Annotated in this window: 12 protein-coding genes and 2 pseudogenes; all 14 read left to right on the forward strand. The window is 37.8% G+C overall.

The window, feature by feature from the left end; genetic code table 11:
- Positions 1-152 precede the first annotated feature (152 nt).
- Positions 153-935, forward strand: a pseudogene (locus MKX49_RS01790) (transposase); the annotation flags it as partial.
- A 340-nt stretch (positions 936-1,275) separates the two neighbouring features.
- A complete protein-coding gene (locus MKX49_RS01795; protein WP_340874469.1) occupies positions 1,276-2,568 on the forward strand; it encodes a Rieske 2Fe-2S domain-containing protein in 1,293 nt (430 codons plus the stop codon).
- A gap of 101 nt (positions 2,569-2,669) precedes the next feature.
- Positions 2,670-2,906: a hypothetical protein gene (locus MKX49_RS01800; RefSeq protein ID WP_340874471.1), complete on the forward strand. Its 237-nt coding sequence runs from the start codon at positions 2,670-2,672 to the stop codon at positions 2,904-2,906.
- A gap of 125 nt (positions 2,907-3,031) precedes the next feature.
- Positions 3,032-3,421 carry an EamA family transporter gene (locus MKX49_RS28340; protein ID WP_445670153.1) on the forward strand — a complete coding sequence of 130 codons (390 nt, stop codon included), beginning with the start codon at positions 3,032-3,034 and terminating at the stop codon, positions 3,419-3,421.
- A gap of 49 nt (positions 3,422-3,470) precedes the next feature.
- On the forward strand, positions 3,471-3,818 hold the full coding sequence (locus MKX49_RS01805; RefSeq protein ID WP_340878438.1) for an EamA family transporter: 348 nt from the start codon (positions 3,471-3,473) through the stop codon (positions 3,816-3,818).
- Between the two features lie 102 nt (positions 3,819-3,920).
- The gene (locus tag MKX49_RS01810; RefSeq protein ID WP_340874474.1) at positions 3,921-4,607 is read left to right on the forward strand and encodes a class II aldolase/adducin family protein; all 687 of its coding nucleotides are present in this window, start codon (positions 3,921-3,923) and stop codon (positions 4,605-4,607) included.
- A gap of 461 nt (positions 4,608-5,068) precedes the next feature.
- On the forward strand, positions 5,069-5,575 hold the full coding sequence (locus MKX49_RS01815; protein WP_340874477.1) for a GNAT family N-acetyltransferase: 507 nt from the start codon (positions 5,069-5,071) through the stop codon (positions 5,573-5,575).
- 55 nt (positions 5,576-5,630) lie between these two features.
- A pseudogene (locus MKX49_RS01820) lies at positions 5,631-5,863 on the forward strand (DDE-type integrase/transposase/recombinase); the annotation flags it as partial.
- A 607-nt stretch (positions 5,864-6,470) separates the two neighbouring features.
- Positions 6,471-7,412: a DMT family transporter gene (locus MKX49_RS01825; protein WP_340874479.1), complete on the forward strand. Its 942-nt coding sequence runs from the start codon at positions 6,471-6,473 to the stop codon at positions 7,410-7,412.
- A 70-nt stretch (positions 7,413-7,482) separates the two neighbouring features.
- The gene (locus tag MKX49_RS01830; protein ID WP_340874481.1) at positions 7,483-8,259 is read left to right on the forward strand and encodes an IclR family transcriptional regulator; all 777 of its coding nucleotides are present in this window, start codon (positions 7,483-7,485) and stop codon (positions 8,257-8,259) included.
- A 1,118-nt stretch (positions 8,260-9,377) separates the two neighbouring features.
- Positions 9,378-10,634 (forward strand): aromatic ring-hydroxylating dioxygenase subunit alpha, encoded by a 1,257-nt coding sequence (locus MKX49_RS01835; RefSeq protein WP_340874483.1) that lies wholly within the window; start codon positions 9,378-9,380, stop codon positions 10,632-10,634.
- Between the two features lie 62 nt (positions 10,635-10,696).
- A complete protein-coding gene (locus MKX49_RS01840; protein ID WP_340874485.1) occupies positions 10,697-10,897 on the forward strand; it encodes a hypothetical protein in 201 nt (66 codons plus the stop codon).
- A gap of 16 nt (positions 10,898-10,913) precedes the next feature.
- Positions 10,914-11,642, forward strand: coding sequence for a class II aldolase/adducin family protein (locus MKX49_RS01845; RefSeq protein ID WP_340874487.1), 729 nt, complete (start codon positions 10,914-10,916; stop codon positions 11,640-11,642).
- Between the two features lie 34 nt (positions 11,643-11,676).
- Complete coding sequence (locus tag MKX49_RS01850; protein ID WP_340874489.1) at positions 11,677-12,891, forward strand: Gfo/Idh/MocA family protein; 1,215 nt, start codon at positions 11,677-11,679, stop codon at positions 12,889-12,891.
- The last annotated feature ends 12 nt before the right edge of the window (positions 12,892-12,903 follow it).

Below are 12,903 nucleotides of genomic sequence, written 5' to 3' on the forward strand. Positions count from 1 at the left end.
GAAAAAATTATAGTTTGAGCTATTTTTAAAGGTTAAAAACAAAAAAACTCACCGCAATCGGTGAGTTCAGCCTGCAAACAAACTCGAGAAAATTCTAGTTTATTTGCAGGCTTTTTTCATTTAAAAGTAACAATAATTTTGAGGTGATTTGGATGCTTTCGAAACATAATTCTACCCAACGTGATCAACTTGTACCAGAGGATCATTTGGTTCGCAAAATAGAGGCAGCTATTGATTTCGCTTGATCGCCCAAGTATAGACCCGATAATTTTGACTAAATTAACTTTCATTCAGTATACATTCGGATTCGATCGTTGGAGAATGACGATTGAGAAGTGAAAATAAATATCGCCTATCGTTGGTTATGGCATTTATGATAAGGTGCCACACTTTTCAACTTTCAGGAAAAACTACCAGCGTCGTTTTAAAGATATAGACTTATTTGAACAGATTTTCTATCGCACGTTTTTGTTGATTCAACACATGTAAAAGCGAGTGCGGACAAACGTAAATTGGAAAAGAAAGAAAAGAAACACGTGCTTATCAAGAATGCCTCAAGAAGAAATTAATCAAGATCGTGAGGAGCAGGGGGAAAAAGCTGTTTCCACAGGATAAGTTTGATAAAGAAGAATCCAAAGAAATCAAAGAGAGTACAACTGATCCTTACAGTGGATACTAGGTCAAAGACGAACGTACGAAACAATTCGCTTATTTTTTCCATGCAAGCCTCAGATCGCAAAGGCTTTGTACTTAGCACGATTGTAACACCTGGCAATACACACGACAGTCAAATCCTAGCAACTAGTTGAAAAAGTGATTTAAAAAAAGTTGGAAAGCCAGAAGCGGTCGGGGCAGACGCAGCTTATAAAACATCTGCTATTACAAGTTACTTATTGGAAAATGAAATCACTCCTGAATTACCTTACACACTTCCCGGACACTGTTTATTTGCAGACTCAAAAGAAAAGCATGGAATGCGTTGGACAACGGTAAAGGGACTTAAAAAATTGTTGATGCAGGCGACTTACTTTCGTTGCCATAACCATTTCCAATAGTTTAAACAGATGCTGCACCTTTTCGCTGAATAAGATTATAGACTATCGCAATAACCTGTTCTTTTATGGTTGCAGATAAATAATTATGAAAAATGTTGGCTATTTTTTCACTTTGTTCCAAATGCAAGAACCCTCCCCTATAATACACCCTTTTATCACCGTATAATTCCCTTATAAATAGTCAATAAATTCAAAATAATCACAAAAGGGAGAGGGTTTTATGTTAAAAAAAGAGGATAATGAAAAATTATGTCTTACGAATAAAGGAACCCCAATGGGAGAATTATTCAGACGTTACTGGATCCCGGCAATTCTTTCAGAAGAAGTACCTGAACCGGATAGTCCGCAAATTAGATTGAGATTATTAGGTGAAGATCTGGTTGCTTTCCGTGATTCAGAGGGGAAGGTAGCGATTTTAGACGCGTATTGTCCACATCGCCGGGCGCATTTATTCTGGGGTAGGAATGAAGAATGCGGGATTCGCTGTACATATCACGGATGGAAGTTTAATCGAGACGGTGAATGTGTGGATATGCCAAATGAACCGAGTGAAAGCAACTTTAAGCAAAAAGTTCGTCTGACATCCTATCCGACTTGGGAGAAAAACGGGATCGTTTGGACCTATATGGGACCTAAAGAAAAACAGCCAAGCTTTCCGGATTATGAATGGCTGAGGGCACCTGAAACTCATTTCCAAGTGTCGAAAACCTATGAAAGCTGCAATTGGCTGCAAGCTCTTGAAGGCGGAATTGATACATCCCATTCGTCGTTTGCTCATAACAACAATATCCAAGATAAAAATTCCTTACGCAACCGTGCAACAAATCCAAAGCTCGAAGTGGATAAAACGGATTACGGTTTTCGTTATGCAGGGATCCGCGATTTAAAAGAGGATGGCAACTATATTCGTGCTTATCAGTTTATCATGCCGTCCCAGCAAATGCGTGGTCAGATGTTGAAGTGGCACGATGGCAGCCAAGAGGAATATCCAACCATTCGCGGTCACATATGGGTACCAATAGATGACGAAAGTGTGTGGGTCTTTAATTTTAAATATACTTCTGATCCTTCCATTCCTTTAGATCCAGAATTTTCCTTGCAGCAGGAGATTGCCTTTGGAAGAGGTCCTGATGATGTACTGCCAGGTTATCGATTAAAACGAAATCCTTCCAATGATTATCTCATTGATCGAGAAGTTCAGCGCACGAAAACATTTACGGGAATAGAGGGAATTAACACTCAGGACTATGCTTTGCAGGAAACAATGGAAAAACCGTTTCCAGACCGTACAAAAGAACGTCTTGGAACTGCCGATTTAGCGATTATTGCAGCAAGGCAGCTATTGTTAGAAGCGGTAAGAGAGGTGGAAAATGGTAAGGCTCCAAAAGGGATTCTTCCAGAAACCTACCGTGATGTAAGGGCTTGTGATGCCTTCCTTCCTAAGGGAATTGATTGGAGAGAAGGTATGAAGGAAAATATGACAGCAAAATATCAGCTTATTAAAACGAATTAAAAGCAATTAACTATAATTTCAGATTTAGATGAAATCCATGTACGATAGAAAAATTCACAACTATTCTATCGTACAGGCTTTTACTTTAAGGGGTGAATCGTATGGCATTAGCGGAACAATTGGTGATTCCAGATTATTTATATGGTAAATCCATTGCGATTCTCGGATACAGCAGAGAAGGCAGGGAATTTGCAAAAATGTTACGAGATCATAATATCTCAGTCGTTATAGGACTTAGGCCAGTTGATGATTTATGGACAGAAGCAGAACGGGAGGGGTTTCATGTGAAAAATCTTTGGGATGCAGTAGAATCGGCGGATATCATTCAAGTTTGGTAGCTGTGGAATGATAGGGGAAATTTTAGCTTTAGTGGCTGCCTTTTCTTTTGGATGTGCCAATGTCATGGTGAAAAAAGGGGGTATGCCCTAATTCAAAAAATAACGGTGCTTTTCTTTCCTTCCTGATAACCTTCGGACTTGCCGGCATCATCACCCTGGCCAAGGGGCTATTTCAGGATTGGCCGCAATATACAACAAAAGGGATAGGATGGTATGTTTTAGCAGGTATCTTAACAGCTTACATCGGGAGAAGTTTACTATTTACATCTATCCAGCACTTAGGTTCAGTACGGGCTTCTACACTTAAACGTTTAAATTCACTTTTTACTGTCCTGATTGGTGTGTTGTTCCTTCATGAATCGATGAACCTTATGGTTTATATTGGAATGATCATGGTCTTTGCCAGTTCATCGTTCTTGATGTATGAAACGATTATTTCAAATAGAAGATTACAAAAAAGTGAGACGGCTGCAGCGAACGAAGCTACAGTGGTAAGTACAAAAAAATGTGAATAAAAGGATACTTTGGAATAAACGATTTAAATTAATTACTAGTTTAGGATATATGTATGGCGTGGTATCTGCCTTAGCGTATTCGATTGGTTATGTGATGAGAAAAGAGGGGTTGGCCGAAATTCCTGATCCATTTTTCGGCACCATGATCGGAGGGCTAGTAGGGATCCTGATATTCCTCATTATCTCTTTGCTAAAAAAGAAATTCCAACAATCGATCGTGCCGACCTTTACACATTTTCAACCATGGTTATTTGCCGCAGGAATGGCCACTTCATTAGGGCAAATTTTATATTTTTCAGCATTAATGTTTAGTGATGTATCCAGAGTAGCGATTATTACGTCAACCGATGTTGTTTTTACACTTATATTGTCAGCTTTTATTTTAAAAAAACCATGAGGGAACAACTAAAACTGTATATTTGGCAGCTATTATTGCTAGATCGGAGCAGGTTTTATCGTAATTGGTTAGGCGATCATGTTAGTGATGGGAGGTTACTAATTGAACGTTTATCATCCTGAAGAGTTAAAAAAACAGCTGGTAGAGGGGATTCGGATGTTGGAGAATATCGGACATATCGATTTTAATGGGCATTTCAGTGTTCGGATTCCTAAAACCGATTTGATTTTCATAAACTCGGCTGGAGCGAGCAGAAGTTCTTTAACTGTAGATAATATCATTACCATTGATATGGCGGGAAACCTTGTTGAAGGAACGGGCAGGCCGCCAAATGAATATCCTCTCCATACACAAATTTACAAGCGTAGACCAGATGTTCAGGCAATCAGTCATACCCATCCAAGGTGGTCAACGCTCTTTACAATAGCGAAGATGCCGCTGCGTCCAGTCATTATACAAGGAGCAGTGCTGGGAACGATTCCAGTTTTGTCTAAATCTCATTCAATTAGTAACGTTGAAATTGCCGATGAATTGGCAAAAAAAATAGAAGATCATCATATTGCTCTTTTAAAGGCACATGGTGCCGTCATCACTGGTGATTCCATTATCGAAACATTTGTGCGTAGTGTGTTTTTAGAAGAGAACGCACAGCGTCAATATATGGCAAGTCAATTAGGCTATGCTCATTCATTAGAGGATGAGGAAATTGTAAGTATGTCAAAATTTATTTGGCAGCCGAAAAATATTCAAAAGGTATGGGATTACCACCTTAGTAAACTTAAAAATTAAAAGCAAGGGGACGGTTCTTACAGGGGACAATCGGAAGTTCTGCGAGGAAAAAGGCGCAACTAGCGGTTTATTGCTAGTTGTGCCTTTGCTCTTTCCTATATGGTACAAATCCGATCGCAAAATTTTTTGATTGCCAGAGAAGAATGAAGTCACGGTCATGGCCTATGGGGTTTCAATCTTTCGATTGTCCCTCAATTTTAGTATTTCTATGAACCTCTCTAAGAGTAATCTTTTTTAGCTTTATTTTTAACTGCCATTATAGAACTAGATATAGATAAAAACTGTGTAAAAACATGTAAAAGTATTAAAAGGACTCTTTCTTTATGCAAATTTTATAAAACAAATAGGAAAATCTATAATTTATCCTTTCTACACTAATTTGAATTTATATTCTATTGGATTAATAAACATAGAGAGGTACACTTTAAAGGTGTAGCTGAATAAGAGGAGCGGTGGATTAAATGGTGAAAATTAGAAACGCCTTATTTTATGAAGTAGAAATCATTCGTGAACAGAGAGTGAAGGCCTACGAAGAACATGCTCAAAGCATTCCTGAAGGGCATTGGGATGCTCTGAAGAAAGCTATATCTTCAGATGCCGATGAACAGCGAGATGTTGAACTTCTAGTTGCTGAATTAGATGGGGAAGTAGTAGGTAGTGTTGCTTTGTTTCCTGCGAAATCAGATGCCTACAAAGGACTTGTTGACATGTTAGATTATCCTGAGATAAGAATGCTTGCAGTCACACGACAGGCACGACACAAAGGTGTTGCTGAGGCATTAATCAAAGAATGTATTCGTCGAACAAAAGTAAACGGTTCACAGTACGTCGGCTTACATACCGCGGATTTTATGAAAACTGCTATGCGATTGTATGAACGTATGGGCTTTGAACGATTGCCCCAATTCGACTTCCAACCTGCTGATGATGGTATCATCGTGAAGGCGTATCGACTATCTATCGAATGAATAATATCAAAACGAAAACAATCACCTTATGATAAGGTGATTGTTTTTTGATTGTATAAGTAAAGCAAGAAATAAACAAGCAGCCAAGTTATTTTTTAAGAATGCATTGGCTTTTTCGCACGTTTTTAAGCCGCGTGTGTTAACAGTAGACAAGAACCTAGATTATCCTATCGCTATCCAAGAGTTAAAAGAAGAAAAACAGATGTCGGAAGGTATCCAACTAAGGCAAGTTAAATATCTCAACAATATCGTGGAGCAGGATCATCCTTTATTAAAAAACGAATTCGCCCGAAACCTGTACATATCGATGAACATGGTGATCGGTATTATAGTGCAGCTCAGATTCCAGTAGCATTCGAGGCAATTGAAAGGGTAAATATCTAATAAAACTTATTGCTCTACTATTTATATGTTGGTGTGGGATGTCAGAAAAATGTAAGAAAAATAATAATAATATTTGTTGCTTATATAAGAACGAGGTAGTTGTATCGTGAACAAGTTTCCCTTATCATTAATTTTGAATAGTAGAAAATTATTCTAATATGTATATATTTTATTTAACGTTTGTGGTGGAAAAATTTCGTAATTTGTGTAAGCGCTTTAGAGGAGACAAGATATTAATAGGAAGGATGAAACCTGCTAAATATTTTTCTGCGACCGATTTCCACCCTAAACCAGGTACAGAAAATTAAAAGATATACACATTAACTTGCCAATCGTATTCTCTCTTTATTAAAAAGGGAAGTAGTTTGCTTAATAGTTATAAGCCCTTTGCATGATATCCATGTTGTCTTTCATCCGTAAAGTAAAAAGAGTATGCACCCAAAACGTATAATTTTTTAGGTCAAATGAATTCATACATGAACAAAATATAATAGAAGAAAGGGGGGAAAGAATGGGAGAAATGCTCGCTCTGCTGTCAATGATATTGTTTTCAGCTAATATCATACTTACAAAGTTGGCGATTGCCCGATTGAATTTAAATCTCGGGTTTCTGATATCGGTAGCGGTTAATGTGTTATTTGCGTTTTTTCTGTTTTTTATTCAAATTATCTTTTTTGATGCTGGTGATTTAGCTTGGCATAAAAAAGGTTTTTTTCTTTTTTTGATAGCAGGATTCTTTGGTACATATTTGGGTAGATGGTTTTTCTTTGAAACGATAGCTAAATTGGGACCAACACGGGCAAGTGCTTTCCAAGTGACAAATCCAGTATTTACAACAATCATTGCTTGGCTATTTTTGAAGGAGCAATTAGGTTCAAGGGAACTATCTTCTATCCTATTGATACTGTTTGGCTTATTATTAGTATCTTATATCCCGCAACGATCAAATAAAAATGAAATAGCTAAAAAAAGCAAAATGATAAACTTTCAACCTTTCACTCAGGTGTCCTTTAAGGGATTTGTACAATCAGGAATCCTTGTGGCTTTACTAAGTTCATTATCCTATGCCATTGGTAATGTGTTAAGGGGAGCTGCGATTTTAAACTGGGATCAACCTATTTTAGGGGGAGCATTGGGTGCATTACTTGGATTTTTGTTACATGTAGCTACGAGTAAAAGTAAACGTGACTTTTGGCGACATTTTAAAGAGGCTGATATCACCGGTGTTTGGCTCTATGTTAGCAGCGGAATTATTACCATATCTGCTCAAATTTCTGTAATTGCATCGATGCGATATATACCCATTTCTGTCGCTAATCTCATTACACTCTCAACTCCAATTTTGGTAACTCCAGTGAGCTATTTCCTATTTAAAAACCAAGAGGGTATTACTTATCAGACTTTAATAGGCATTGGCTTAGTTTTAAGTGGTTTAGTTTTTATTGTCTTATAAAAATCCAGATTATTTTGTGTATGGTATGATGAAGCAAAATCGTTCTTAAAAATAAGGGGAGAAGGGTATTATGGGTAACGAATTAAATAAAAACTATTTACTTTCTTCTGTGAAGAATGCACTGCTAATCATGCGGAGTTTCACAATAGATGAGCCGGAAAAAAAAGTAACGGACTTAGCACTTTCGTTAAATTTAGGAAAAAGTACTGTCAGTCGCTTATTATCTACTCTAGCAAGTGAAGGCTTTGTTGTAAAAAATCCTGAAACAAACAAGTATCGCTTAGGCTTATCTATCTTAAACATGAATACCATCGTGACAAACAATATCGAAATTAATCGAGACTCTGAGCCTATTTTGAGAGAACTTGTCAATGAAGTCAATGAAACTGCACATATCGCTGTTTTAGAAGGAACGGATGTGGTTTATCTATATAAAGTGGATTGTAAGCATCCTGTACAAATTTTAACTCATATTGGAAAAAGAAATCCGGTTCATGCTACCAGTTCCGGGAAAGTTCTATTAGCTCATCGGGCGGAAGATGTTATTCTTAATTTAATAGATAATGGATTGTTTGGATACCAGAATAATACCATTACTAATCCTGAACAGTTGCGTGAATGTTTAAACCTCGTCAAAAAACAGGGATTCGCAACTAGTTCGGAAGAACTTCTTGATGGTGTAGTATCTATTGCGGCACCTATACGTGACTATACCGGAAAAGTGGTTTACTCAGTTTCTGTTACAGGTCCCGAACACCGTATGAATCCACAGAACCCGGCATTAATTAAAAAAGTAATAAAGGCAGCGAAAGATATATCCGAGAATTTGGGTTGTTGGAAATATTAGGTATATTATAAACGTTACTTACAAGAGACTACGCTATAATTATAGTTAGGAGAGAGACCTTTTTTAGGTGGTTACTCTTTTTTAAAGGTGCTCTAGAGGTGGAGCATTGAGGATATTAGATCAAAACCAATAGAAAATAAAAAGCATTGCTATCCCTAATGAGGCTGGTAATGCTTTTTTGCTTATCTGTTATCTAATTTGTTTGACTTCTTGTTTATTGAAACAAAATTCAACGTTCAAGATTAACGCCCCGCTACACCTATACAGGTTTTTTTAATACTCTTAGTAGTATTGCGAGATAACGTCCGCAGAATTGGGATAATATCCGTCAACAAGATTGACAATATTGTCCCGGATCATCTGCTTCTGCAGAATTAACACTGTAGGATTTTTGCGCGCAAAAATCTTTGAACGCTCTAAAACGTCATTATTTCCATCGACCGTTCAGCGTTTGCCATGCTTGAGCATAATCCACGTCTTCTTTTTCGCCCTCTGCACAGTGCCGACTACATCTTGATTTTTTGTTGCACATAAATCAACAACGCTGTTGTATAGTTTTGAATTTCCTAATTAAAAACTAAGCGAAGCATTAGGACAATCTCATATATTTTCTCAAATAACCTGAAGAACCTGGGGAAAAGGTAATGAAGCTGGTAGACAATATTGCACAAAATAACTGAAATCAATAAAAAAGTGCATTCAGCCGAATAATGGCGTCGGCGACGCTTGCCAGTGATGACCTTTTCTATAAAAAATTAGCGCTTGGAATTTCGTTTTGATGCAGATTTGCATTTGATTTTAGCATATGGCCGACTGATTCAAGTGCAACGAAAGATTCCAATTTATTCTATAAGATTAGGGATAAAAATATTAACTTAATAATGATAATAAAAAAAAATCAAGTGTTGCATATAGGAGAACATGGTAGTTGTATAGAAAACACTAAATCCTTAGAATGAGAACTACAAAAACTAAAACAAGAGGTGATTCATCCGGGAATTAATATCTGATAATTATTAATAGTGAAAAAACTGGAAGCGCATACGGTTGGTTATTTAGTAATTAATTATCATAATGAATTTTCAATAAACTTAATTTCTATTGAAGGAGAGATGAAAATGTTAAGCAAAGAACAAAACGAAGACTTGATTCAAGTTGGAGCTGGAAAGCCGATGGGGGAGCTTTTAAGAAGGTATTGGCACCCCATTGCCATTAGTACAGATGTGGAAAAAATCGGTACCATTCAGAAATTAAAAATTCTTGGTGAAGAACTTGTTTTATACCGTGATAAATCTAATAATCTTGGTTTAGTAGCTGATCGTTGTGCTCACCGTGGGGTATCACTTGAGTATGCCATTCCGGAGGAATGTGGATTACGCTGTCAATACCATGGCTGGTTATACGATCAAACAGGACAATGTGTCGAACAGCCGAATGAGCCGGAAAATAGCACATTTAAAAAACGAATCAAGATCTCAGGTTATGAAGTAAGAGAGTTAGGCGGTTTAGTATTTGGTTATATGGGTCCTAAACCTGCTCCTGAATTGCCAAATTGGGATTTATTTGTTCAGGAAAATGTTATTCGAACCATTGGATATGCAGAGATACCATGTAATTGGGTGCAAATTATGGAAAATTCACTTGACCCAACACATTTAGAGTGGTTGCATGGACATTATTTTGAGCATGTATTTGAGCAACAAGGTCGCCCGCAAAATGAATGGCCTATAACAAAGCGACACCTAAAAATTGGATTTGATGAATTTGATTATGGAATTATTAAACGTCGAGTTTTAGAAGGGCAAACAGAAGAAAATGAAGATTGGGCAGTCGGCCACCCCATTGTTTTTCCAAATTACTTGAGAGTCGGAGATAGTGGAGCACACTCTTTCCAAATCCGGGTACCAATAGATGATACACATACATTACATTTTTGGTATACATGTTTTGTTCCAGCTGAAGGTATCAAAGTACCTGAAAACTATCCTATATCATCTTATGAATGTCCAATTTATGATGAAAACGGGAAATTTGTAACAGACTACATCGATGGTCAGGATATGATGGCGTGGATTACGCAAGGTCCTGTAGCTGATCGAACTGTGGAACGACTTGGAACATCTGATAAAGGGATCATTATGTATCGCCAAATGCTGAAACGAGAGTTGAAGAAGTTGAAAAATGGGGAAGATCCAAAGTGTACAATTCGGGATCCACAACAAAATCAGTATATTGAATTGCCGCAGGAAGAAGACAAATTTAGTGAGGGTGGGTTATTGTCAGGGGTAGCTATTCATTGGAATACACGCTATGCGCCAAACCTACATGAGATTATTGAAATTTGTAAAGGTGAACCGATTTCTTCTAATAGTTAATTTATAAAACAGCCCTTCTGTTAAGAGGGAGGGGCTGATTGTCCCTGTAGGAGGTTTTTAAAATGCCGGAGAAGAAAAAGTGCAACATAAAATTGAAATACTGTCCGAATTGTGGGGAGTCATTATTAAAAGCTGGTAGTCTCCTGAATGAATATTGGATCTCTGAAGATACAGCTTACTTTTGCTGGTGCGGAGAGTGTTCATGGAGAGGTGAAATTATCGAGATAGCACGTGTAATCGGCCCAGAATTAGTTACATCATAAAAGAAGGGGTGGCAGGATGAATGACTCATTGGAAGAGCTTAGAGAAAAAGTAGCCCTATCTTGTAGAATTTTAGCAATGGAAGGATTAGTGGATGAAACATTAGGTCACGTAAGCGCCCGTATTCCGGGAACTGATGAAATGTTTATACGCTGCCGAGGTGAATCGGAAAAAGGGCTTAGATATACGACGTTTGAATCAATTAGGCAAGTGGATTTTGATGGTCAAGGAGATGATTTGCAGGGAGTGTATCATGTCCCGAAAGAACTTTCCATACATGGTGAAATTATGAAATCACGTTCTGAAGTTGGCTGTGTTATTCATGCCCATCCGCCAGCAACTTTAATTTGTGGTATTACCGACCTGGAGTTCCGTCCAATTTTTGGTGCATTTAACATACCAGCAATGCGCATGGCCCTGGAAGGTGTTCCTGTTTTTCCTAGATCTTATTTAGTAACACGGCCAGAACTGGCAGCCCCTATGATTGAAACAATGGGAGACAAAGATATTTGTTTAATGAAGGGGCATGGTATTACAGCTACGGGCGCAACGGTTGAAGAAGCAACGATTAATGCGTTGAATTTTAACACACTGGCAAAAGTTACATTGGAGGTAGGGAAAACAGGTAGAGAAGTCCCATCTATTTCCGAAGAAGATATTGCGGAATTACCTGATTTGGGGACAAAGTTTAATGCTAAATGGGTCTGGCAATATTATGTGAAAAAATTAAAAGAGCAAGAAAAATAAACTAGATAAATAAAGAAAGAAAAGGAGGAGACATATGCCTTTTAAAAAACAAAGTATAAATATTGGAATAGTTGGTTTAGGGATTGCAGGAGCATCGATGATACCGGCAATCCTTACACACCCCTATGTGAACTTAGCTGCAGTAGCCACGAGGAATCAAGAACGTCTTGAAAAGTTTGCTAAAGATTATAACTCAAAAACATATTATACAATAAATGAATTGTGTATGAATCCAGATATAGATGCTGTCTACATTGCCACGCCGACAGAGCTGCACACGGAACATGTTCGTATTGCCGCAGAGGCAAAAAAACATATTATTGTAGAAAAACCTTTAGCAACTTCTTTAGAAGATGCAGAGAGAATGATTGAACTTGCTGAAAAAAATGGTGTTCACCTTATTGTAGGTCATTCTCACAGCTTTGAACCGCCTATTCAAAAAATGAAGGAAATTATCGACAGCGGGAAACTTGGAAGAGTATTGATGATTCACAATTGGTATTACAACGATTGGATTTACCGCCCTAGAACACCTGAAGAATTAATGACAGAGCTTGGTGGGGGGGTGACATATCGTCAAGGTTCTCATCAATTTGATATTATTCGGCTATTAGGTGGTGGAGAGGTAAGAAGTATAAGGGCAGTCACAGGCATTTCGGATAAGGAAAGGCCGACAGAAGGGACCCATACTGTCTTTTTAGAGTTCGAAAATGGGATTGCAGCAACGGCTGTATACAATGGTTACGATCACTTCCATACGACTGAGTTAACGTTTGACATCGGGGAGGGGGGACCTCTTTCAAACCTAGGGATTTATGCTCAAGCTCGGAGGACGATTAAAGAAACAAACTCTCCAGAAGATGAGGTGGCCTTAAAAGTGGCGGCAGGGTATGGAGGAAGTCGATCCAAAAATTATCAAGAGGCGGAAAAACACCATCCTTTTTTTGGCTTAACCATTGTGAGCTGTGAAAAGGGTGATATCCGGCAAAGTCCAGAAGGTTTACTCGTTTATGGGGAAGAAGAAAAATATACGGTTCAAATCCCTATGGAAGAGACCGGACGGATAAACGTTATAAATGAATTATATGAAGCTGTATGTAAAGGAGTAAAGCCGATTCATGATGGTCGGTGGGCAAGAGCCAACTTGGAAATATGCATAAAAGCGATTCAATCCTCAAAAGAAAGAAAAGAGTTGTATTTGGATTATCAGGTGCCGGTTAAAAAAGAGTCAGTTGAGAATAAACGGTAATTCAAAATGAGG

The sequence above is a fragment of the Peribacillus sp. FSL M8-0224 genome, assembly GCF_038003055.1.
GTDB lineage: Bacteria > Bacillota > Bacilli > Bacillales > DSM-1321 > Peribacillus > Peribacillus frigoritolerans.

Coding starts and splice junctions, on each gene's coding strand:
- MKX49_RS01795 (WP_340874469.1), top strand. CDS start 1,276: ATGTTAAAAAAAGAGGATAATGAAAAATTATGTCTTACGAATAAAGGA.
- MKX49_RS01800 (WP_340874471.1), top strand. CDS start 2,670: ATGGCATTAGCGGAACAATTGGTGATTCCAGATTATTTATATGGTAAA.
- MKX49_RS01805 (WP_340878438.1), top strand. CDS start 3,471: ATGTATGGCGTGGTATCTGCCTTAGCGTATTCGATTGGTTATGTGATG.
- MKX49_RS01815 (WP_340874477.1), top strand. CDS start 5,069: ATGGTGAAAATTAGAAACGCCTTATTTTATGAAGTAGAAATCATTCGT.
- MKX49_RS01825 (WP_340874479.1), top strand. CDS start 6,471: ATGGGAGAAATGCTCGCTCTGCTGTCAATGATATTGTTTTCAGCTAAT.
- MKX49_RS01830 (WP_340874481.1), top strand. CDS start 7,483: ATGGGTAACGAATTAAATAAAAACTATTTACTTTCTTCTGTGAAGAAT.
- MKX49_RS01835 (WP_340874483.1), top strand. CDS start 9,378: ATGTTAAGCAAAGAACAAAACGAAGACTTGATTCAAGTTGGAGCTGGA.
- MKX49_RS01840 (WP_340874485.1), top strand. CDS start 10,697: ATGCCGGAGAAGAAAAAGTGCAACATAAAATTGAAATACTGTCCGAAT.
- MKX49_RS01845 (WP_340874487.1), top strand. CDS start 10,914: ATGAATGACTCATTGGAAGAGCTTAGAGAAAAAGTAGCCCTATCTTGT.
- MKX49_RS01850 (WP_340874489.1), top strand. CDS start 11,677: ATGCCTTTTAAAAAACAAAGTATAAATATTGGAATAGTTGGTTTAGGG.